This is a genomic window from Micromonospora sp. CNZ299 (assembly GCF_002754415.1).
Genome location: NZ_PEFG01000001.1, coordinates 5,301,732 through 5,325,216, shown reverse-complemented (window position 1 = coordinate 5,325,216; position 23,485 = coordinate 5,301,732). Strand labels below are relative to the sequence as shown.

Sequence of the window (23,485 nt, the reverse complement as noted above, 5' to 3'; positions counted from 1 at the left end):
CGGGCTGTCAGTAGCGACCGCCCTCCGGTGCGGGTAGGGCGTCCAGGTCGGCCAGGTCCTCGGCGCCGAGCCGGACGTCGCCGGCGGCGCAGTTGTCCGCCAGGTACTTCGGGGTCTTGGTCCCGGGGATCGGAATGACCTGGTCACCCTGGGCGACCACCCAGGCGAGCGCGACCTGCGCGGACGTGACGCCGGCCCGGTCCGCGATCTCCCGGACCCGGGCGACGATGGCGAGGTTGGCGCGCAGCGCGTCCTGCTGGAAACGCGGCAGGCCACGACGGAAGTCGTCGGCGGGCAGGTCGTCGAACGAGGTGAACCGGCCGGCGAGGTAACCGCGACCGAGCGGGGAGAACGGCAGGAAGGCGATGCCCTGCTCGGCGCAGTACGGCAGCACCTCAGCCAGCGGGTCGCGGGTCCACAGCGACAAGTCGGACTGCACCGACGCCACCGGGTGCACCGCCTGGGCTCGCTTGAGCTGGGCCACCGTCACCTCGGACAGCCCGATCTGCCGCGCCTTGCCCGCCGCCACGACCTCCGCCATCGCGCCCCAGGAGTCGTCGATGGGCACCTCCGGGTCGACCCGGTGCAACTGGTAGAGGTCGACGTGGTCGGTGCCGAGCCGGCGCAGGCTGTCGTCGATCGCCGCGCGGATGTGCTCCGGACGGCCGTTGTTGCCGATCTTCGGCGAGTTGCCGGGACCGCCGGTGGGGGAGGTCGCCACCAGGCCGACCTTCGTCGCCAGGACGGCACGCTCCCGGTGGCCGCCGGCCAGCGCCCGCCCGACCAGTTCCTCGTTGGTGTACGGCCCGTACACGTCGGACGTGTCGATCAGGGTGGCGCCCAGGTCGAGAGCCTGGTGGATGACCGAGATCGAGGTGTCGTCGTCGCGGGGGCCGCTGATGTCGTATCCGTGGCTCATGCCCATGCAGCCGAGGCCGATGACGCCGACCTCGGGACCTGCGCTGCCCAGCGTGGTGGTTCGCATGCGCCCCACGCTACGACAGTCGACGCGCCGCGAAAATCTCGCCGGACGTGTCGAGGTTGCTCACGTCAGCTTCGACCATAGGTTGAGGGCCGGGCACCCGGTCTCGCCGATGAGCCGACACGGCACGGACAAGGAGCGGATCGATGACGAAGGTGACGACCGAGGCGACGATGTCGTTGGACGGCTACATCGCGGACGCGTCCCACGGCGGCTTCGAGTACCTCTTCCAGTGGTACGAGAACGGTGACGTCGAGACGCCGACGGCCAACCCCGAGCTGACCTTTCGGACGTCCGCCGCGAGTGCCCGGCATCTGCGGGCTCTCACCGAGCGGACCGGCGCGCTCGTCGTCGGCCGGAGGCTCTTCGACATCACCAGCGGGTGGGGTGGCCGGCATCCGTTGGACGTGCCCGTCGTGGTGGTCACGCACAGCGTGCCCGAGGGCTGGGAGCCGGAGAACGACTCCTTCGTCTTCGTCACCGACGGCATCGAGAGCGCCATCGCCCGGGCGAAGGCGATCGCTGGCGACAAGGACGTCGGCGTCAACGGTGGCACCATCGCCGCCCAGGTCGTCGAGGCCGGCCTGCTCGACGAGGTGCACGTCAACCTCGTCCCGGTCCTGCTCGGCACCGGCATCCCGCTCTTCGCCGACCTGAAGATCGCGCCACTTCAGCTGGACGGCCCGTTCAGCGTCGTCGAGGGTCACGGCGTCACCCACCTGACCTACCGGGTACGCCCAGCGGCCTGAGCGCCTTGCCCCCATTGGCATTGATCGATATTGTGCGCGAAGGCGCCGCCCCGCCTCAGACCACCACCGTCGATCCGAAGCGGGTTCCGCATGCGCGCACTGAGACTTGTCACGACCCTGGCCGTCGCCGGCCTGCTGGCCGGTGGGGTGGCCATCACCGCCACCCCGGCCAGCGCGGCGACCGCCGTGTTCTCCGTGACGAACAACTGGGGCAACGGCTACCAGGGGCAGATCACCGTCACCAACGACACCTCCGCACAGATCACCAGCTGGCGGGTCGAGTTCGACCTGCCGTCCTCCTCGACCGTCAGCCAGTCGTGGAACGCGCAGCAGTCGACCTCCGGCAGCCGCTACACCTTCACCAACGTGTCCTGGAACGGCACCCTCGCCGCGGGCGCCTCCACGTCGTTCGGTTTCCTCGTCAACGGCTCCGGCACCCCGGTCAACTGCACGGTGAACGGCGCGTCGTGCGCCGGCGGCCCACCCCCGACCACACCGCCCCCGACCACGCCGCCCCCGACCACGCCACCGCCCACGACGCCACCGCCGACCACCGGCACCCCGGTCGAGCGGTACGGGCAGCTGCGGGTCTGCGGCACGACGATGTGCGACAAGACCGGCGCGCGGGTGCAGCTGCGCGGCATCAGCAGCATGTGGCTCAACTGGGAAACCGCCCCGTACGCCGAGAACCTCTCCGCGCTGACCTGGATGCGGGACAACTGGAACCTCCAGGTGATCCGCGCGGCGATGGGCGTGGAGCCGGCGGGCGCGTACCTCAGTGACCCGGCCAAGGCGCGTGCACAGGTGGAGACCATCATCAACAACGCGGTCACCGCCGGTGTGTACGTGATCGTCGACTGGCACGCCCACGAGGCGCAGAACAACCAGTCCCAGGCGGTGGCGTTCTTCGGGGACCTGGCCCGCCGCTACGGTCACCTGCCCAACGTCATCTGGGAGCCCTACAACGAGCCGTTGCAGGTGAGCTGGACCAACGTCATCAAGCCGTACCACCAGGCGGTGGTCTCCGCGATCCGCGCCGCCGACCCGGACAACATCGTCGTGCTCGGCACGCCGACCTGGTCGCAGGACGTGGACGTCGCGGCGGCCAGCCCGGTCACCGGCACCAACCTGATGTACACGCTGCACTTCTACTCGTGCACGCACGGCGCGTCGCTGCGGGCCAAGGGCGATGCGGCGATCCGCGCCGGCCTGGCGCTGTTCGTGACGGAGTGGGGCGCCAGCCACGCCGACGGTGGCCTGGACGGTCGATCCTGCCTGCCGGAGGCGCAGTCCTGGATCGACTGGATGAAGACCAACGGCATCTCCTGGACCGCGTGGAAGCTCGACGTCGGCACCGACACCACCAACCTGCTCAGCCCGGGAGCGCCGGTCACCGGCGGGTGGAACAACTACCTGCACGGTCACGCGCCGTTCGTGGTCGCCAATATGAGGTGATCCCGGCCGCTCCCAGGCCGTGATCGACACGTGTTCACTGATGTCGGGGTATCCGGATCGACGGGATACCCCGACATCGCCATGCCCGTCGACCCGGCAGGAGCGTGCTGCGCGTCGCTGGAGCAGCCCGGCCAGAACGGCGCGTCACCTTAACGCGCTGGAAACACCCCCGGTACCAACCCTGGGAACGCTCGTCGGACAGCCGAGACCACCGACACGCGAACCGGGGTGACCATGGCCGACAACACCACGAACGCGCCGACGTTCGACGGGTCGATGGGCCGGTCCGGCAACGGCCGGACGCTGCCCACGCCCCGCATCAACCCGGTCGCGTCGCTGGACGACGGTGACCCGGCGGACCTGGCCACGATCGGCGTGGAGGAGGAGTTCCACGTCGTCGACCTGCACACCCGCGAACTGGTGCCCCGGGCCGGGGAACTGCTCGACCGGCTGCCGGCGACCTCGTTCACCGCGGAACTGCACCGCAGCGTGGTGGAGACCAACACCGCGGTCTGTCGCACCCTCGACGAGATCCGCGACGAGCTGACCCGGCTGCGTCAGCTCGCCGTCCGGGTCGCCGACCGGGCCGGGCTGGGCATCGTGGCGGCCGGTACGGTGCCGCTGCGCGCCGACGGCGACCCGAGCGTCACCCCCACCTCCCGCTACCGGAGGATGCTCGACGAATACCAACTGCTCGCCCGGGAGCAGTTGATCTGCGGCGCGCAGGTGCACGTCGGGGTGTCCGACCGGGATCTCGCGGTGGCCGTCACCCGCCGGGTCCAGCCGTGGCTGCCGGTCCTGCTCGCCCTCTCCACCAGCTCGCCGTACTGGATGGGTCAGGACAGTGGTTACGCCAGCGTCCGGTCGCTGGTCTGGCAACGCTGGCCCACGGCGGGGGACCCGGGCGAGGTGACCAGCGCCGCGGACCACGAGGCTCTGGTCGCCGAGCTGATCTCCTCCGAGACCATCACCGACCCTGCCATGATCTATTTCGACGTCCGGCCGTCGGCCCACGTGCCCACAGTGGAGCTTCGGATCACCGACGCCAACTCCGACGTGGAGACCATCGTCCTGCTCACCGGCCTGTTCCGGGCGCTCGTCCGGCGGGAGGTCGCGGCGCTGCGAGCCGGGGTCGAGCGCACCGGCGTACGGCCACCGGTGCTGCGCGCCGCCGTGTGGCGGGCGGCCCGGTCCGGGCTGGAGGGTGACCTGCTCGATCTGCCCCGTTCGGCCCGGCCGGCGCCGGCCGCCGAGGCGGTCCGCCGCCTGGTGACCGACCTGCGTCCGCAGTTGGAGGCGACCGGTGACTGGGAGCAGGTCAGCGAGCTGACCCGTCACGCGCTGGAACGCGGCAGCTCCGCCGCGCGGCAGCGGCGGGCGTACGAGCGGCGCGGCCGGTTGGCCGACGTGGTCGACCTGCTCCTCGACGAGACCCGGGGCCGGGTCCGGGGGCCACTGCCCGGAGTGTCGACGCCGCCCGTCCTGCCCACGTACACCGACTCGTCCGACGAGGTCTTCGGGCCCGGCGGGCCGGAGCCCGCGTACCGTCCGCTGCTGGCCGCCCTGCGCGGCCTCGGCGCCGGTGGTCTTCGTCAACGGGAGAACGACCGGGACGAGGAGCAGCGGGCCCGCGGTGTGACGTTCAGCGTTGCCGGCGAGGCGAGCACCCGGCTCTTCCCCGTCGACCTGGTGCCGCGCGTCGTGCCCGCCGCCGACTGGCGGACCCTGCGCACCGGCCTGGTGCAGCGCGCCCGCGCCCTCGACGCGTTCCTGCGGGACGTCTACGCGGACCGGGCCGTGGTGGCTGACGGCGTCGTGCCGGCATGGGTGGTGGAATCCTCGCCCGGTCTGCGCCCGACCGGGGCGCTGATGGGCCGGCGGGGAACCCGCGCCCAGGTGTCCGGCACCGATCTCGTCCGGGACCCGGATGGCGGCTGGTACGTGCTGGAGGACAACCTGCGGGTGCCCTCCGGGATCGGCTACGCGGTGCAGAACCGCCGGTTGACCCAGGCGGTGCTGCCGGAGCTGCCGGTGCCGGCTGATCTGCTGCCCGCCGACGAGACGACGGCGATGCTGTACCGGGCGCTGGTCGCCGCCGCGCCTGCGGCTGCCGACGATCCCGCCGTGGTGGTGCTCAGCAGCGGTCCCGGTGATCCCGCGTGGTTCGAGCACCGGCTGCTCGCCGACGAGATGGGCGTGCCCCTGACCGAGACCAACGACCTGCTGGTGGAGGAGGGCCGGGTGCGGCTGGTCCGCGAGGGCTGCCGCCGCGAGGTGGACGTGATCTACCTGCGGATGGACGAGGAGGCGCTGCTGCACGCGCCGGGCGCCGACGGGGTGCCGCTGGGCTGGCCGCTGCTCGCCGCGGTGCACGCCGGGCGACTCACGTTGGCCAACGCGCTCGGCAACGGTGTCGGCGACGACAAGGCGCTGTACGCGTACGTGCCCCGGCTGATCGAGTACTACCTGGGCGAGAAGGCTCTGCTGGGGGACGTGCCGACGTACCTGTGCGGGCTGCCCGAGCAGCGGGCCGAGGTGCTGGGCCGGCTCGACGAGTTGGTACTCAAGCCGGTCGACGGGTACGGCGGTGACCGGGTGGTGATCGGCCCCCGGGCCGAGGCGGAGGAGCTGGACGCCGTCCGGGAGCAGATCCTCGCGGCCCCGCACCGGTGGATCGCCCAGGAGATGATCGCGTTGACCACCCACCCGGTCTTCGACGGCACGGCTCTCGCCCCCCGTCACGTCGACCTGCGGGCCTTCGTGTTCCTCGGCGACACCGCCGAGGTCGCGCCGGTCGCGCTGACCCGGGTCGCGCCGGCCGGCAGCATGATCGTCAACTCGTCCCGAGGCGGCGGGTCCAAGGACACCTGGCTGCTCGGTGGAGACGAACGGCCGTCGGTGTAACCCACGCTTGACCCGCCCGTCATCGGGACGCAACCCGGTCCGCCAAGCCTGGACCCGTCAGCGGCCCGAGCGGACCCGAGCCGAACAGAGGTGCGTGGCATGTGCGGTATCGGAGGCGAGTTCCGCTTCGACGGGACGCCACCGGACATGGCGGCCGTCGAGCGGATGCTCCCCGCCCTGGCCTCCCGTGGCCCGGACGGTGAGGGCCGGTGGCAGCAGGGGCCGGCGGCCCTGGTGCACCGACGGCTGCGCATCATCGACCTCTCCGACGCGGGCGCCCAGCCGATGGTCGACGACGAGCTGGGTCTGGCCGTCGTCTTCAACGGCTGCATCTACAACTACCGGGAGCTGCGCGACGAGCTGATCGCCGCCGGTTACTCCTTCCGGTCCACCTCGGACACCGAGGTGATCCTCAAGGCGTACCACCGGTGGGGGACGGCCTGCGTCGAACGGTTCTACGGGATGTTCGCGTTCGGCCTTGTGGAGATGGCCACGCACACCCTGGTGCTGGCCCGCGACCGGCTCGGCATCAAGCCGCTCTACCTGGCCGAGGGGCCGGGGCGGGTCCGCTTCGCCTCCACCCTGCCGGCGTTGCTGGCCGCCGGTGACGTGGACACCGACCTCGACCCGGTGGCGCTGCACCACTACATGAGCTTCCACTCGGTGGTGCCCCCGCCGCGCACGATCCTCGCCGGGGTGCGCAAGCTCCCACCGGCGACCGTGCGGGTGATCACCGCGGCCGGCCGGAGCACCGACACGCTGTACTGGCGGCCGCAGTTCACCCGGGCCGCGGCCGATCCGATGTCCGCCGACGAGTGGCAGGAACGGCTCATGGCGGCGTTGCGCACCGCCGTACGCCGACGGATGGTCGCCGACGTGCCGGTCGGCGTGCTGCTCTCCGGCGGCCTCGACTCCAGCCTGATCGTCGCCCTGCTGGCCGAGCAGGGCCAGACCGGGCTGGCCACCTTCAGCATCGGCTTCGAGGCGGCGGCGGGGGAGAGCGGGGACGAGTTCCACTACTCCGATCTGGTGGCCCGTCACTTCGGCACCGACCACCACCAGATCCGCATCGGCGCGAGCCGGTTCGTCCCCGCCGTGCACGACGCCATCGCCGCGATGAGCGAGCCGATGGTCAGCCACGACTGCGTCGCGTTCCACCTGCTGTCCGAGGAGGTCTCGCAGCGGATCACGGTGGTCCAGTCCGGGCAGGGCGCCGACGAGATCCTGGCCGGCTACGACTGGTACCCGCCGATGGCCAACGTGGCCAGGGCGGACGCCGTCGAGGCGTACGCCCGGGTGTTCTTCGACCGTCGTCACGACGCGCTCGGCGGGCACCTGGCGCCGGAGTGGATGCTCGACCACGACGCGAGCCTGGAGTTCGTGGCCGCCCACTTCGCCGCACCGGGCGCGGACACCGCGCTGGACGCGGCCCTGCGGCAGGACAGCCTGGTGATGCTGGTCGACGACCCGGTCAAGCGGGTGGACAACATGACGATGGCCTGGGGGCTGGAGGCCCGGGTGCCGTTCCTCGACCACGAGGTCGTCGAGTTGGCCGCCGCCTGCCCACCGGGGATGAAGCTGGCGCAGGGTGGCAAGGGTGTGCTGAAGGCGGCGAGCCGGGGCATCGTCCCGGACGCGGTGATCGACCGGCCGAAGGGCTATTTTCCGGTGCCCGCCATCCGGCACCTCTCCGGCCCGCTGCTCGACGACGTGCGCGACGCGCTGACCGCCCGGCCGGCCCGCGAGCGGGGCCTGTTCCGCAAGGACTACCTGGAGGAGTTGCTGGACGCGCCCAATGCCCGGCGGACCACGCTGGGTTCCAACGCGCTCTGGCAACTCGGGTTGCTGGAGCTCTGGTTGCAGCGGATCGGGGTTTAGATGAGCGTACGGACCGAGGTGCCGCGCACCGCCCGACGGGGCGGCCCCGTCGGCCACCGGCCGGCACCGCCGCTGCCTCCCGGCGAGGACCACGCGCCCGCGCCGTCGCCCGACGGTCGCCGGGTGGCGTTCCTCTCCGACCGGGCCGGCGCGCCGGGCGTCTGGGTCCGCGACGTCGACGCCGCCGAGGCTGTCGCGCTGCCCACCGGCGACGACCCGGTGCTCGCGCTGAGCTGGTCCCCGGACGGGCAGTGGCTGGCCTGCGTCGTCGCCCCCGGCGGCGCTCCCCGCACCGAGCTGTGGGTGCTGCGCCCGGACGGGTCACGACGCCGCCAGGTCGCCGGGTTCGGCCGTCGCAGCGCCGCGTTGGCCGGCTGGCTGCCCGAGGGTGCGGTCCTGATGGTCACCGAGACCGACGAGCACGCCCGGGCCGTCCTGGTCGACGCGGGCACCGGGCACCGGCGGGTGCTCGCCGAGGGTGACCTGCTCACGCTCCTGGACGTCACCCCGGACGTCGGCGTCGCCCTGCTGCGCCGCGGCCCGCGCAACGCGCGCTGGCTGGAGGTGCTCGACGTGGCGACCGGCGTTCGACGGCGACTGTTCCCGGACACCGCGCAGGGCAGCACCGACCAGGGCTGGTTCGGAGCGGACGGGACCAGCGTGCTGGCCCGCACCGACGCGTTCTCGGAACTCGCCGCGCTGGTGCGGGTCGACCTGACCCGACCGGAGCAGCCGCCGACCCGGCTCGCCGGACGACCGGACGCCGAGCTGGAGCAGGCCGTGCCGAGCGCCGACGGGCGGCGGGTCGCGCTGCTGTGGAACACCTACGGTGGTCGCAGTGAGATGAGCCTGCTCGACCTCGCCAGCGGCGTGCAGCGGGTCGTGGTGGCGCCGGGCGAGGTGCTCGACGACGCCGTCTTCGCCGCCGGCGGTGGCCTGCTCTGCGTCACCGCGCAGGGGCCGGTGCAGCCTCGGGAGGTCTGGCTGGTGGACCCGACGAGCGGGGCGCTGCGCCCGCTGCGGCCGGACACCGGTGTGGCGCGTACGGGCGACGGCGGGGTCGCGCCGCACCTCGTCGACCTGCGTGCGCGCGACGGGTTGCCGCTCTCCGGCTGGCTCTACCGCCCGGCCGGGCCGGGTCCCTGGCCGACCGCCATCAGTCTGCACGGGGGCCCGGAGGCGCAGGAGCGTCCCTGCTACAACCCGTTGTTCCAGGCTCTCGTCGCGCAGGGCATCGCCGTGTTCGCGCCGAACGTGCGCGGCTCGTCCGGCTTCGGCCGTTCCTTCGTCGCGGCCGACAACCTCGCCGGCCGATACGGCGCGATCGCCGACGTGGCGGCCTGCGCAGACTTCCTCGTCGACAGCGGCGTCGCCCGGCCCGGGCAGCTCGGCTGTCTGGGCCGTTCCTACGGTGGTTACCTGGTCCTCGCGGTGCTGGTGAACTTCCCCGGGCTGTTCGCCGCCGGCGTCGCCGAGTGCGGGATCTCCGACTTCCACACCTTCTACGCCGGCACCGAGCCGTGGATCGCCGCCGCCGCTGTCAGCAAGTACGGCGACCCGCAGCGCGACGCGGAACTGCTGCGTGACCTCTCGCCGATGACCCACCTCGACCGGCTCGACGTGCCGGTGATGCTCATCCACGGCGCCAACGACACCAACGTGCCGGCGGGCGAGTCGGCGCAGGTGGCGCAGGCCCTCGCCGCCCGGGACGTGCCGCACGGGCACCTGGTGCTCGCCGGCGAGGGGCACGACTTCCTGACGCGCGCCAACGCCGAGGCGGCGCGTACGGCCACCACCGCCTGGCTGGCCCGGCACCTCGCCGCGGCCACGACCACCGTCGGCTGAGGCGTTATCCTGCGCCGGTGGAGGTCACGGCGCAGGGCGAGCGGTTGGCGTCCGACCTCGGTCGCGCTCTGGCGGACCTGACCTTCGTCGACCTGAGCGCCGACGAGGTCACCGCGCGGGTGATCGACTCGGTGGTGGGGTGGGCCGAGGCCCAGGGCTGGCGGGTCTATCGGCGCGCCCCCAGCGTGTTGCCGTTGCCGCCGCCGCTGGAGCAACGGCACTCGGTCCTGGACGTGGCGTGTGCCCGCCCGGACGGCCCGCCGGTCGTGGTGGAGGTGGACCACACCGACCGGGCCCGTACGGTCCAGAAGTTGCGGGCGGAGGCGGACGCCGGCCGGATTCCGATCTGGGTGCGGTGGGGTGTCGGGCGTTTCACCGCGCCGCCCTTGCCGGTGCGGATGGTGACCGTCGAGGTGACCCGGCGTGCCGGGCCGGCGGGGCACGGACGCCTGCACAGCCGCACCGGTGACCGCCCCGCGCCGGCGCACTCGGCCGGTGGCGGCACGGTGGCCACGCAGGCGCTGCCCATCCCGCTGACCGACCCGCTGTCGCAAGCGGCTCCGGGCGCGGCCGGCGACGCCGGTAAGGGCACCTGAAGCGAATCGTAAGCGGGCATTGGCAGAGTTCTGGGTGTCACCGGAGAGCACGACAGACAACCAGGAGATCCCGATGCGCAAGCTCATCAACTCGACCTACATCACCCTCGACGGCGTCATCGAGAACCCCATGTGGACCTCGCCGTACTTCGACGAGGAGGCCGCCAGCCTCGCCGGGGCGCAGACCACCGAGGCCGACGCGATGCTGATGGGCCGAGCCACCTACGACGGCATGTCCGCCGCCTGGCCGAACATGGACGAGAGCGACCCGACCACCGGCGCCGCGTACTTCAACAACGTCAAGAAGTACGTCGCCTCGACCACCCTGACCGACCCCACCTGGAACAACACGGAGGTGCTCCAGGGCGACCTGGTCGAGGCGGTCAGCGCGCTCAAGGCTGAGGAGGGCAAGAACATCATCCAGTACGGCTTCGGCTCGGTCACCGCGCAGCTGATCCGGGCGGGCCTGGTGGACGAGGTCCGGTTCTGGATCCACCCGGTGCTGGAGGGCGGCGCCAACCTGACGGTGCCGCTGACCGACTTCAAGGCCTCGTTCGACCTGGTCGACACCCGGGTGCACAAGAGCGGCGTGATCGTCGCCTCGTACGCGCCGAAGACGCCGGCCTGACCAGATCAGAGCTGAGCCCGGGCCTCGCTCGGGCTCAGCTTCGCGCCCTCGGCGAGCAACGCGTCGAACCGCTGCGGCCCGAGTGCGGCTCGCAGGCGTTCGGTCGTCCGGTCGGTGTCGTCGCGTTCGGCCGGCGCTGCGGGGGACTGCGTGGCGAGCCGGGCAGCGGCAGCGGCGCCCAGCAGTCGGGCGGCCACCTCGGGGGAACGGACCGCCGCCGCCATCCCCTCCAGGGGGCCGACCGCGTCGCGCATCGTGGTCATCGCCTCGGCGGCCTCGAACGCCTCGATGTGCAGGGCCAGCGCGGCATCCGGATCACCGCCCTGCTCGAGGGCGTAGCCCAGCTCCACCAGGACCATCGGCAGGTAGAGCGCGGGTTGATTCTCGCCCCGGCCCAGCTCGGCGAGGTGGCTGAGGTGGGTGACGGCCAGGTCGAGCTTGCCGTCGCGGCGGGCGGCCAGCCCGAGGCTCATCTCCGCGAAGACCAGCGCACCGGGCGAGCCCTGCTCGACCGCCAGGGCGTACGCGCGTTCGGCCAGCTCCCGGCCCTGGGCGTAGTCGCGGGTCTGCACGGCGAGCCAGGCCAGCCAGGACAGCTCCGCGCAGACCTGCGGCCACAGCGCCAGGTCCTCGGCCCAGCGCAGCCCCTCGCGGTGCAGCGCGGCGGCGCGCTCGTGCTCGCCGCGCATGTCGGCCAGGCCACCCACCCACTCGGTGGCACGGAGCCGACCCCACCGGTCGCCGAGGTCGGCAAAGAGCGCCGCGCTGCGGGTCGCGGTGTCCTCCAGGGTGGCCTGGTCACCGTTGGCGTGCGCGATGTGGGCCAGGGAGGTGAGCACCGCGGCCTCGGTCCACCTGTCGACGGCGGCGGTGGGCAGCAGCTCCGCAGCCAGGGCCAGGTCGCCGTGCTCGATCACCGCGTTGGCCGCGAACCACGCGGCGTGGCCGCCCGGGTCGGCGGCCACCGCGGCGCGTACGTCGTCCGGCTCGGTCGCCTCGCCCTGCGACAGGGCGAACCCGACCCGCCAGGGGGCCGCCCGGGTCTCCTGTTCCGGGTCACCGGGCACGGCCAGGGCTCGCCGCGCCTCGGTGAGCCGGCCGCGCAGGTGCCAGTACCAGCTCAGCGCGACCGCCAGGCGCAGCCCTCCGCCGTGCACCAGCGCGGATCGCAGGTTCGCCATCTCGGCGTCCAGCAGCGCCAGCCACCGCTGCTGGTCGGCCCCGCGCAGCTCCGGGTCGGCGCGCTCGGCCAGCTCCGTGTAGTAGGTGGCGTGCCGGGTGCGCACCGCGTCGGCGTCGGTCAGTCGGTCCAGGCAGAACGCCGCGACCGATTCGAGCAGCCGGTAGCGCGGGTTGGCGCCGGAGTCGTCCAGGACCACCAGCGACCGGTCCACCAGTCGGGCGAGGGTGTCCAGGTCGGTCCCGCAGACGTACTCGGCGGCCTCCGGGGTGCAGCCGTCGCGGAACACCGCCAGCCGGGCCAGCACCATCCGGTCGGTCTCGTCGAGGAGGTCCCAGCTCCAACCGATCACCGCGGTCAGCGTCCGCTGCCGCGGTGGCACGTCCCGCTGCTGGGTGGTGAGCAGCCGGAAGCGGTCGTCGAGCCGTTCCACCACACCGCGCACGCCCAGCGCGCGCACCCGGGTCGCGGCCAGCTCCAGCGCGAGCGGCAGGCCGTCGAGGCGGCGGCAGAGCTGCGCGACCGCGGCGGCGCTCTGCCCGTCGAGGCGGAACCCGCGCTGCTGCGCGGCGGCACGGGCGGCGAACAACCGGGCCGCCGCCGAGCGCCGGACCGTGTCCAGGTCACCGTCATCCGGCACGGGCAGTGGGGGTACCTCCCAGAGCAGTTCACCGGTCAGCCCGAGTGGCTCCCTGCTGGTGGCCAGCACCCGCAGCCCGGGCACCTCGCGCAGCAGCCGGGCGACCAGCTCGGCGACCGGGTCGATGACGTGTTCGCAGTTGTCCAGCACGAGCAGCAGGTGTCGGTGCCGCAGGGTCGCCACCAGCCGGTCGGCGGGGGACATGCTCGTGCCGGCCGCCTCGTAGCTGCCCAGAGCGGCGAGCACCTGCTCGGCGACGAGCGCGTCACCGGCGGGCAGCGGGGCCAGCTCGACCAGCTGGACTCCGTCGGGAAGGGACTGCGCGCGGGCCGTCTCGACGGCCAGTCTGGTCTTGCCGACGCCACCCGGCCCGACCAGCGTCACCAACCGCTGCCGGGACAGCAGCTCGCTCAACTCGGCCAGCGCCTCGGCCCGCCCGACCAGCTCGTCGAGCGGGGCGGGAAGGCTGGTGCGGATGACCGCGGCCTTCGGCGGCGCGCTGAGGGCGGCGTCCTGTTCGAGGATCCTGCGGTGCAGGGCGACCAGCTCGGGGCCGGGGTCGAGGCCCAGCTCCTCGGCGAGCCGCTCCCGCAGGTCGGCGTAGCTGTCCAAGGCCTCGGACTGGCGGCCGGCCGCGTACAACGCGCGGAGCTGCACCGCCCGCAGGCCCTCACGCAGCGGATGCCGGGTGACGAGTTCGGCGAGGTCGCCGGCGACCAGGTCGTGTTCACCCCGGGCCAGCCGGGCCTCGGCCAACCGTTCGTGGACGGCGAGGCGCTGCTCGGCGAGGCGGGTGGCCTCCGCGCGGACGAACTCGGCGTCGGCCACGTCGGCGTACGCCTCGCCGCGCCACAACGCGAGGGCATCGGTCAACCGCTCGACGTCGGTGCACCGGGCCAGCTCGTCGAACCGGGCGACGTCGACCGCGTCGACCCGCAGCAGATAGCCCGGCGGCCGGGACTCGACCAGCTCGCGGGCACCCGGCTCGGCGTCGTTGAGCGCCTTGCGCAACTGGGACACCCGCACCTGGAGGGCGCCGGCGGGGTTGGCGGGGGAGTCCTCGCCCCACAGGTCATCGATGAGGCGGTCCGCCGAGACCACCTGGTTGCGGTTGACCAGCAGGTCGGCCAGCAGCGCGCGTACCTTCGTGCCGGGCACCACCACCGGCTCGCCGGCGTCCGTGGTCACGGCGAGCGGCCCGAGCACCCCGAACTGCACGGCGGTCAGCCTAGTGCGGCAACCGCCTTCGTGGTCATGGTGGGAATTCGAGGTTCAGGCGGCGAGCGTATTGTCCTGACGCATTTACGCCTATGGCCGATGGCCGACAGTCTCGATGTGACTTACGCCACTACGCTGCCGCAATGGCAACAGGGCAGAGCAGCACGCTCTCGACCGCCGATGAGGCGGCCAGGCCGTTGCGCGGCGTGCTGGAGGACGCCTGGCTGACGCTCGACGCCCGGCCCGCCGGCGACGGCCGGTGGCTGGAGGTGTACCGCGGCGCCCCGGCCGACCCGGTCTTCGTGTGCATCGACGTGATGGGCAACGTACTGCACGTTCAGTTCCGCGACGCCACCACGCTGACCCTCAGCTACCTGCCCGGCTGGTGCTACGAGGCGGCCACCGCGGCGCACGCCGACCGGCGCCCGGACCCGCCGGAGATCCTGGTTGCCGACCTGGACTCGGCCCAGCCGTTGGTGTTCGAACTGACCGTCGAGAACCCGATCGACGGCGCGTACCGCAGCGTCACCGTTGCCGGCGAGGCCGTCGCGTACCGGCCGCTGCCCTTCGGGTACGCGTTCACGCCCGCACGGGGGTACCTGATCGAGGAGGCGCGGGCCGGATCCACGCCGCTGGTGCACTGGAGCGCGCTGCGGCTGCGGCTGGCGGCGGCGCCCGGCGTCGCCTACTCCGCCCGGCCGCTGCTCAGCACCGCCGCACTGACGACGCTGCGCGCGGCGTACGTGATCGGCGACGGGCCGACCACCTGCGACCAGGCCCTGTCGTTCGAGTTCGAACGCCACCGCCACCCCGGCACGGTGCCGCCCCTCGGCGAACCGCTGCGTACCGTCCCGGCCGCCGAGGCGGACCTGGTCGCCGGTGCCGTGGCGATGCGCGCCGCGGCCAGCGCCGGACCCGGCGCGGGCGGTGGCGAACCCGACGTCGAGGGCTTTGCGGGCTTCGAGGGCTTTGCGGGCTTTGACCTTGGCAGCGGCCCGCTGGCGACCGCCACGCACCAGGTCCGCGCCGACGGGATCGATCTGCTGCTGGTGAAGCCCGACCAGCGCAGCGCGCCGCGCGCGCAACCGTGGTCGTGGCAGCCGGCCTGGTTTGTCACCGCCGCGACGATCCTCGACGACGCCCTGTTCGCCCTGGCCAAGGACATGTACGACTCGTACGTGCAGTGGCTGGGCGGGCTGCCGGACACCACGCCGCTACCGATCCGGATCCGGGTCGATCCGGCCAGCGCCGAAGACCGCTTCGCGTACCGCCTCGACCACCTCGACGCCGACGGCAAGCCGACTGGCCGGCCGGTCCCCGCCGAGCAGGGCCGGGCGGCATTCCGGCTCTCCGTCGTGCACACCCCCGGGGTAGAGGTCTTCCTGGACCTGGCCGTCGGCAACGCCGCGGCCGAGGGGCCGGACGCGATCAGCGGCATCGTCGAGTACCGGGCGCGGGAGGTGAAGTACTTCGACGACGTACCGCTGGAGATCACCGAGGAGACGCTGGTGCCGGAGGCGGTGCTGCCCGACCGTCCGGCAACGCTCGCCGAGATCGTCCACGTGATCCACACACTCGGCCAGTTCGTGCCGATCCCCATCGTGCAGAACATGTACGACCTGGAGGACCTCGGCAGCGTCGCCGCCTACGTGCTCACCGGCCGGAACCTGTACGGCGAGCCGATGACCGGCCTGGAGGCGGCCCTCACGCTGGGCGGGGTGCTGCTGCCCGAGATCGCCGAACGGGCCGGCGGGACGCTGCTGACTGCGGCGCGGCGCGTGCTCACCCTGGGCGACACCCCGCTGTACCGCCTGCGGGGCGCCGCCGCGGCCGTCCAGCCGGTGGACGCGCGCGTCGCCGAGGCGCTCGTCCACACGCTCTCGGAGGCGGCCCGATGACCCGGCCGATGTCGATGCTCGAGGAACTGGGCCTGCTCATCCCGGAGCAGCGCCTCACCCGGCAGTTCCCGTCCGGCATGCCGGACGGCGCACCTCCACCGCTGCCCGCGTTCGTTCGCGACCCGACCGAGCTGATCGATCGGTCCGGCATCGCGCTGCGCTCCGGGTACCTGCAGAACGGGTTCGTCGCCGCCCGGGAGGCGGACCCCGACCTGACCCTGCTGGAGTACCTGGCCGGCGGTGGATTCGACTCGATCTTCCGCGGGGTCGTCGACGACCTGCTCGGCCACGCTTCGGCCACAATGCTGCGCACCATCGACGCCGCCCGGTACGTTCGGGCGCTGCAGGACGTGTACCGCGAGTTTCGGGTCGTCCCCACCCCGTTCGACGGGGGCGTCGCCTACGCTTCCTACCGCTACCAGACCGGCTTGCACGTCGAGCTGCCGGAGAACCTCAACGTCCTGCCGATGAACGCGCCGATCGTGGTGGGAAGCGACCTGCGCTACCCGGCCTACGGCGGCGTGGTCACCGCGCGCGGCCACCGCGCGATCGGCACGGTGATGGCCGGCCGAGCGTGGGGCCGGGACATTTCCCTCACCGCCCGTGGCAAGGAGCTCTTCAACGAGCTGGGGCTGGAGAGCAGGGACGTGCTGCACGGCTGGGACTACGACCCCGACCTGCTGATGTCCGAGGTGCAGATTGCGCACATGATCTCGACCGGCGAAGGGCCGGCGTACCGGTTCCAGATCCTCAGCGGGCCGCCTCGGCCGCGCGCGCGGTCGCAGGCCCGCTGGGAGCTGGCCGCCCGGCTCGGCGACGACGCGATCCTCGACGCGGACGAAGCGGGCCTTCAGCGGCTCTGGAAGTCCCACGGCTCGGACGCGGCCCGGCGCACCGGCGACCCGACCAATCTGAGCACCCGCTACGGCCGGGACCCCTACTACCGGTTCTCCCGCGACGAGCTGTTCGAGATGGCGCTCGGCCTGCCGCACGCGATCGACGTCCGGGACGTGGTGTACGAGTGGGAGCACGCCAGGCCGCAACGGTTCATCCGGGAGATGCAGCGCTGGGTCCGGAGGCTGGGCGATCAGCTGCCCGAGGCCGAGGACTTCTGGAGCAGCCGGCTGTCCATGCTCACCGGCGCGTCCGAGCCGGGCAACCTGCAGCTGCTCTCGCCATACGAGCATGCCCGCACCGATCTGGTCGCCGGACGGATGTTCGGCGGCGCGACCCGTGTCGACCGGTACGCCAACCGGGCGGTGGCCACCATCGCCGGGGCCGAGGAGTACGACCTGGCGGCGCGGGCCGCGGACTACGCCTCGAAGAGCGGTGAACCGCTCAGCGCGTTCTCGCTCGCCGACCTGGCCCGGGCGGAGGAGCCGATCGTCGCCTTCGACCAGCACACCCTCGCCGAGCTGACCGCCGCCTTGCAGGAGCACGAGTGGCAGGCCGCCGTGCGGGCCACCACGGGCGCCCAGGCCGACTGGAACGACCTCGTCAGGCGGCTGAACGCCCAGCTCGTCGCGTACGGCATGCCGAAGGCTCTGCTACTGCCCACGATCTGATCGCAAGTCGCCGGCGGGACCACCCCGCCGGGTGGAGAGGACGATCCGATGACCACACCGGCACAAGCCACAGTGCGTTTCGTCCAGCTACGCCGCGTCGGCGGGCCGGACGAGGACGCCTGCACCACCGGCCCGAAGACCACCGGTCCGCTCGTCGACTTCCGCGACGACTGGAGCGGGCCGGTCCGGGACGCGATCACCTCCGGTGACCGCGACGCCGCCCAGCAGCTCTTCAAGGCACTGCTGGCGCAGCACGACGAGCTGCTGGACGAGACCGGCCGGCTCGCCCTGCTGCTGCTGCGCCGCGCCGGAGTCGACGCCCGCCTCACCGTCGGGCAGCTGCGGGAGGCCCTCACCGGCTGGGCGGCCCAGCGGGACATCGGCGGGGAGCAGCTGCGCACCGCGGTCGCCCGGCTGACCGCCTGGGCCGTCGACGCGCTCGTGCTCGGCCGATTCCTACGGCTTCGCAAGCAGCCCTTGGCCGACACGCTGGTCCGGGTACTGCGTGGCGTGACGCTGCTGCGGCTGGCCCGCTCGGCGGCGCAGGAGGCGTGCCTGGTGCGCGCCCTGCTCGGCGGGCGGGACCTGGTGCTGCCCGATCCTCCGGCGTCGCCGCAGCGGCCGGCCGACCCGAACGCCGAGCGCGCCGACCGGTTTGCCGAACTCGGCGGTACCGCGCAGCGGCTGCTGGCCCGCGCCCGGGTGACCGGCCGGCCCAACCCGACGCTGCGGGACCTGCAGGCCGACGGCTTCCCCGACCTCGGCGCGGCAGTCGAGGCCACCGCGCAGGCCGCCGACGAGCTGGGCGCGCCAGCCGCCACCACGCTGCGCGGGCTGCAGCGGGTCTTCGACGCCGAGCGCGACGACGCCCGCCGCCGCGCTTCGGCCCGGACCGCCACCGGCATCCCGGACGTCGACTCGAGCCCAGGCAACCCGATTCCCGGCAACGGCAACACCGTCCCCTACCTGCCGTCGCGGGTGCCAGTGTTCGACGCGTACGCCCGCGTCGCCGGCCGCGGCGACCTCATGCTGATCCGCACGACGCACCTGCGCTATGAGGCGGCCGACATCTCGCACGTCGAAAACGTGCTGGCCAGCGAGGTCCGGGGGCGGGTGCACACGGTCGACGCCAGCACCAAGGAGACCGTCACCACCGCCAGCCAGACGATCGCCGAGTCCACCGAGGAGCTGGAGTCCACCGAGCAGAACAGCCTGGATCGGGCGCTGCAGACGGCGGCGACCCAGCAGACCTCGACCTCGCTCGGGGTCAGCGTCTCCGGCGGGTTCGGGCCGATCCAGGCCGGTATCGAGGTCAACGCCGACCGCTCCAACACCACCGAGACCAGCATGAGTTCGGCCGTCTCGTACGCCAAGACGCTCGCCGAGAGCGCCTCGGAGCTGCTGCGCACCGAGACCTCGCAGCGCCGCACCACCACCAGCAGAACCCGGGTCACCGAGACCAACGAGCACCGGTTCGACAACGCCGACGGCGCGACCAACATCGCCGGGATCTACCGGTGGCTGAACAAGGTCGACCAGGCGCAGGTGTACAACTACGGCGAGCGGCTGATCCTGGAGTTCATCGTTCCGGAGCCGGCCGGCACCCTGGTTTGGCTCGCCGAGCAGGCGGAGCAGACCAGCAGCCTGGGCGCCGTACCGGAGCCGCCGGCCTGGTTCCTGGAGGTGGGTGATCTCCACGACGACAACTACGCCGACAAGGCCGCCCGCTGGGACATCTTCGGCGTCGAGCCGCCGCCGGACTTCGAGATCTTCGCGACCGCCACGTTCCTCGACCCGGCCGCCCGGCCGTTCGAGTACAGCAAGAATTCCACCGACAAGTCGCAGCCGGAGTGGGGGTACACCTCGTACACCGGTGAGGTCGCCGTGCCGGCCGGGTACGCGGCCACCGAGGCGTACGTGACGGTCACCTGGTCGCTGGAGGAGGGCGAGTACAGCGCCGAGGAGGGCAGCCCGCCGCAGGCCGTGCAGATCGCCATCGGCGAGGACCGGATCGTCGACAACGACACCGACGACGGCGAGCACGTCGTCCCGCTCGACCACGTGATCCCCGGGCCGGTACCGATCGGGATCAGCGCCGACCAGCGCGGCGGCCTCACCGTCGTGGTGCGGGTGCGCTGCGAGCGCACCACCGCCTCGTACACCGCGTGGCAGCTGCGCGCCTGGGAGGCGATCCGGGCCGGGTACCTCGCCCAGCGCACCGCCTACGACAACGACCAGGCTCGCCGGCAGGCCCGGAACGCCTACCGGGCCGACCAGCCGGCTTCGGCCCTGCGGCTGGTCGAGCAGTTGGAGTTGAAGCGCGCCTGCCAGTCCCTGCTGACCGGCCAGGAGTTCGACCTGTACGGCTCGCTCGACTTCCCGGCCGACGAGGCGCCGCGGATCGACCGGCTGGAGCTCATCGCCGAGGCCGACCACATCCAGTTCTGCGAAGACCTGTTCGAGTGGGACAAGATCAGCTACCTGTGCTACTCGTACCAGTGGGCCGGTCGGGACCGCTGGGCCACACTGCGAACCCGGACCAGCTCCGACCCGCTGCACCAGGTGTTCCTGCAGGCCGGCGCGGCCCGGGTGATGGTGCCGGTGCGCGCCGGGTACGAGCACGTCATCGGCCGGTACCTCGCCACGTCGGAAGTTCCGGCGCTGACCCCGCGGCCGTGGCGCGGCGGACACAACCCCTACCCGCCGATCGACGATCTGATCAGCGATGCCCTCGACCGGCCCGGCGAGGAGGTCACCGTCGGCGAGCCGTGGGAGGTGGTCACCCCGACCGACCTCATCCAGCTGCAGGCGGGTACCGAACTCAACCCGGCTGCCTAAGTACGGCAGCCGCCGTCCAGCCTCGACAAGGGGATCGACAGCGGACCGTAAGCGCGCCGGCGCACCGTGTGGGCAGGGACATCTACCACGAGACACACGGCAACGACGAGGGCCGCCCGCTGGTGCTGATCCACGGGGCGCTCGCCGGCATCGGAACCTCGTTCGGCACGGTCCTGCCGGTCCTGGCGAAATCCCGGCGGGTGACCGCCGTGGAGTTGCAGGCCCACGTCCACACCCCGGACGTGGCCCGTCCGCTGACCGTGGAGCACTTCGCCGCCGACGTGGTCGAGCTGCTCGACCGTCTGGGCGTCGTACGGGCGGACGTGTTCGGTTGGAGCCTGGGCGCGCCCACCATGATCGTGCTGGCCGACGCGGACATCGTCCAACCCGAGCACGCGGTGCACATGTTCCGGCTGCTCGGCGGTGGGGTGCCCGGCGACCTCACCGGTCTGCCGGCCTGCCGTCTGGCCATCCTGCCCGGCACGACGCACACGTCGATCCCACAGCGCGCCGACTGGCTGGCCCCAATGATCGACGAGTTCCTGACCGAGGCCGCCTAATCCGAAAACAGTCGCGCCGCCCCGCTCAGCGTCGATCATGGACTTGTGGTGCCAGTTTTGACAGCCAAAGGCCGTTTCGTACACCACCGCAACTCCATGATCGACGGAGCGGTTGGGGTGAGGGCGGGAGGGGTGGGGGCGGGAGGGGTCACTGCTGTTCGGGGGTTTGTCGGAGCCACAGCCAGACGCCGCCGAGGCTGCACACCACGCCGAGGATCACGATCGCCGTCCGTGCCGCCGTCGGGGCGTCGTCCAGGAACGGGGCGGCCTTCGAGGCGGCCAGGCTGAGCAGTGCGATGACCAGCAACAGCCCCGCGACGATCCGATCACGCGTCATGGCGATCTGTATAGCAGTCACGCCCATGAGTCCGTGAAACGTCCCTCGCTCCGACCAACTCGTCGATCTTGCGCTTTGTCTAGTGCCATAAGGCTCGAAGCCGCATAACGGCCGCAGAAGATACAAGATCGCGGGAAGAGGGGCTCGCGTCGGGGCTCGGCGTGAAGTTTCGCCACCCCTGGTCGTGGCGTGCGAGCGCATTAACGGGTAGAAACATCTCAACCCCTTGCGGCCTGGCCCAACCTCCGGCGGCAAGGGTCAGAGAGCGCTCTCACCGCCCCCAGCTGCGCCGGTAGTACGCCCGGTCAGCGGAGAGGACGAACCACATGACAACCCCGTCCCGAGACGTGCGCCGGAAATCCGGTCGTACCCTCCTGCTCGCTCTGGTGTTGACCACCGCCACCACGATGACCAGCACGGCGGCCACCGCCGGCCGCCCGACGCACGGCGCACCGGACTTCGGCCCCAACGTGACGATCTTCGACCCGGGCATGCCGGTCGCCGAGATCCAGCAGACCCTGGACGCGGCCCACGCCCGGCAGGTCGACAACGAGATGGGCACCGAGCGGCACGCCTACCTGTTCAAGCCGGGCACGTACGGCACGGCCGAGCAGCCGTTGCAGGCCAAGGTCGGCTACTACACCGAGGTGTCCGGTCTGGGCGCCTCGCCCACCGACGTCACGGTGAACGGCAAGCTCGAGGTCTACAACCGCTGCCTGGCCGACGGCGGCACCGGCAACTGCCTCGCGCTGGTCAACTTCTGGCGCACCCTTTCCAACCTGTCGCTCACCATCAACGCCTCCGGTCAGGACGACTGCCGGTCGACGGCGAACTTCTGGGCGGTGTCCCAGGCGGTGTCGATGCGCCGGTTGAACATCAACGGCGGTGGTCTGTCGCTGATGGACTACTGCACGGCGGGCCCGCAGTTCGCCAGCGGCGGCTTCATCGCCGACTCGCGGCTGCCGGCCACCACCAACGGCTCGCAACAGCAGTGGCTGACCCGCAACAGTGAGGTCGGCAGCTGGTCCAACGCGGTGTGGAACCAGGTCTTCGCGGGCGTCGAGGGCGCGCCGGACGACGCCACGTTCCCCGACCCGCCGTACACCACCCTGGAGACCACCCCGCTGAGCCGGGAGAAGCCGTACCTCTTCGTCGACGGCAAGGGTCGCTACAACGTGCGGGTTCCCGCCGCGCAGCGCGACAGTCGGGGAGTCTCCTGGGCCGACGGCTTGACGCCGGGACGCACGATCGGGATCGACGACTTCTTCGTCGCCAAGCCGTCCGACCCGGTACGCGTCATCAACGCCCAACTCGCGCGCGGGAAGCACCTGCTGCTCACCCCCGGCACGTACGACATCGCCCGTAGCATCGAGGTGCGGCGGCCCGGCACCGTGGTGCTCGGAATCGGCCACGCGACGCTCACCGCGGTGAACGGCGCCATCCCGCTCGACGTCGCCGGTGTCCCCGGCGTGATCGTCGCCGGTGTCACGATCGACGCCGGTCTCGTAGAGTCGCCGGTCCTGCTGCGGGTGGGCCGCCAGCACGGCCACAACGCGAGCAGCCCGCACAACCCGACCACGCTGTCCGACGTGTACTTCCGGGTCGGCGGCCCGCACATCGGCCGGACGAACACCGCGCTGGAGGTCAACAGCGACAACGTGCTCATCGACCACACCTGGGTCTGGCGCGGTGACCACGGTGTCGAGGGCTTCACCGAGGGCGTCAACGGTGACACCGACCGCTGGCGCACCAACACCGGTCGCTACGGCGCCGTCATCAACGGCGACCACGTGACCGCGACCGGTCTGTTCGTCGAGCACTTCCAGCGCTACAACACGGTCTGGAACGGCGAGCACGGCACCACGATTCTTTACCAGAACGAGCTGCCGTACGACCCGCCGACGCAGGCCGACTGGATGAACGGCGCGGTCGAGGGCTGGGCCGGGTACAAGGTCGGTGACCGGGTGCGTCACCACACCCTGCACGGCGGCGGGGTGTACGTCTTCAACCAGAACAACCCGTCGATCCACACCGAGAACGGCTTCGAGGTGCCGAACCGGCCGGGCGTGAAGCTGCACCACGTCATGACCGTCAACCTCAGTGCCGGCACGATCGACCACGTGGTCAACGGCGTCGGCGACGCGGCCGACATGACCAAGGTCGGCGCGCCGGTCTACCTCGCGCAGTACCCGACTTCGTAAGGGTCTCGGGT

15 protein-coding genes are annotated in these 23,485 nt (G+C 72.1%); 12 read left to right on the top strand and 3 right to left on the bottom strand.

Going from position 1 to position 23,485, the window contains the following annotated elements; genetic code table 11:
- Positions 1-7 precede the first annotated feature (7 nt).
- Positions 8-985, bottom strand: a complete 978-nt coding sequence (locus CLT68_RS24335) for an aldo/keto reductase (protein WP_099854327.1) — start codon at positions 983-985, stop codon at positions 8-10.
- Positions 986-1,128: 143 nt separating this feature from the next.
- On the opposite strand from CLT68_RS24335, the gene CLT68_RS24330 reads away from it, so the two are divergent.
- The 7 genes from CLT68_RS24330 to CLT68_RS24300 all read left to right on the top strand — a co-directional run bounded on the left by CLT68_RS24330 (position 1,129) and on the right by CLT68_RS24300 (position 11,037).
- Complete coding sequence (locus CLT68_RS24330) at positions 1,129-1,731, top strand: dihydrofolate reductase family protein (RefSeq protein WP_099854325.1); 603 nt, start codon at positions 1,129-1,131, stop codon at positions 1,729-1,731.
- A 90-nt stretch (positions 1,732-1,821) separates the two neighbouring features.
- Positions 1,822-3,186 carry a cellulase family glycosylhydrolase gene (locus CLT68_RS24325; RefSeq protein WP_099854323.1) on the top strand — a complete coding sequence of 455 codons (1,365 nt, stop codon included), beginning with the start codon at positions 1,822-1,824 and terminating at the stop codon, positions 3,184-3,186.
- Between the two features lie 234 nt (positions 3,187-3,420).
- Positions 3,421-6,090 carry a carboxylate--amine ligase/circularly permuted type 2 ATP-grasp protein gene (locus CLT68_RS24320; RefSeq protein WP_199177134.1) on the top strand — a complete coding sequence of 890 codons (2,670 nt, stop codon included), beginning with the start codon at positions 3,421-3,423 and terminating at the stop codon, positions 6,088-6,090.
- 99 nt (positions 6,091-6,189) lie between these two features.
- Positions 6,190-7,968, top strand: coding sequence for an N-acetylglutaminylglutamine amidotransferase (locus CLT68_RS24315; RefSeq protein ID WP_099854321.1), 1,779 nt, complete (start codon positions 6,190-6,192; stop codon positions 7,966-7,968).
- Entirely contained in the window at positions 7,969-9,813 is a 1,845-nt protein-coding gene (locus CLT68_RS24310) for a prolyl oligopeptidase family serine peptidase (RefSeq protein WP_099854319.1), read from the top strand. It abuts the gene before it with no gap.
- 17 nt (positions 9,814-9,830) lie between these two features.
- Positions 9,831-10,409: a hypothetical protein gene (locus tag CLT68_RS24305; protein WP_099854317.1), complete on the top strand. Its 579-nt coding sequence runs from the start codon at positions 9,831-9,833 to the stop codon at positions 10,407-10,409.
- A 73-nt stretch (positions 10,410-10,482) separates the two neighbouring features.
- A complete protein-coding gene (locus tag CLT68_RS24300; RefSeq protein WP_099857571.1) occupies positions 10,483-11,037 on the top strand; it encodes a dihydrofolate reductase family protein in 555 nt (184 codons plus the stop codon).
- A 5-nt stretch (positions 11,038-11,042) separates the two neighbouring features.
- Here CLT68_RS24300 and CLT68_RS24295 read toward each other — a convergent pair whose 3' ends face one another.
- Complete coding sequence (locus CLT68_RS24295; protein WP_099854315.1) at positions 11,043-14,075, bottom strand: BTAD domain-containing putative transcriptional regulator; 3,033 nt, start codon at positions 14,073-14,075, stop codon at positions 11,043-11,045.
- Positions 14,076-14,218: 143 nt separating this feature from the next.
- On the opposite strand from CLT68_RS24295, the gene CLT68_RS24290 reads away from it, so the two are divergent.
- The 4 genes from CLT68_RS24290 (at position 14,219) to CLT68_RS24275 (ending at position 20,936) form a co-directional block, all read left to right on the top strand.
- Positions 14,219-15,973, top strand: a complete 1,755-nt coding sequence (locus CLT68_RS24290) for a hypothetical protein (protein WP_099854313.1) — start codon at positions 14,219-14,221, stop codon at positions 15,971-15,973.
- Entirely contained in the window at positions 15,970-17,538 is a 1,569-nt protein-coding gene (locus CLT68_RS24285; protein ID WP_143743232.1) for a hypothetical protein, read from the top strand. The genes CLT68_RS24290 and CLT68_RS24285 overlap by 4 nt, the downstream gene beginning before the upstream one ends.
- Positions 17,539-17,586: 48 nt before the next feature.
- The gene (locus tag CLT68_RS24280; RefSeq protein WP_143743231.1) at positions 17,587-20,376 is read left to right on the top strand and encodes a hypothetical protein; all 2,790 of its coding nucleotides are present in this window, start codon (positions 17,587-17,589) and stop codon (positions 20,374-20,376) included.
- 68 nt (positions 20,377-20,444) lie between these two features.
- A complete protein-coding gene (locus tag CLT68_RS24275) occupies positions 20,445-20,936 on the top strand; it encodes an alpha/beta fold hydrolase (protein ID WP_099854307.1) in 492 nt (163 codons plus the stop codon).
- A gap of 148 nt (positions 20,937-21,084) precedes the next feature.
- Here CLT68_RS24275 and CLT68_RS24270 read toward each other — a convergent pair whose 3' ends face one another.
- Positions 21,085-21,273 (bottom strand): hypothetical protein, encoded by a 189-nt coding sequence (locus tag CLT68_RS24270; protein WP_099854305.1) that lies wholly within the window; start codon positions 21,271-21,273, stop codon positions 21,085-21,087.
- Positions 21,274-21,599: 326 nt separating this feature from the next.
- Between CLT68_RS24270 and CLT68_RS24265 the strand changes: the two genes are divergently transcribed.
- Positions 21,600-23,474, top strand: coding sequence for an adenylyl cyclase (locus CLT68_RS24265; RefSeq protein ID WP_099854303.1), 1,875 nt, complete (start codon positions 21,600-21,602; stop codon positions 23,472-23,474).
- Positions 23,475-23,485 lie beyond the last annotated feature (11 nt).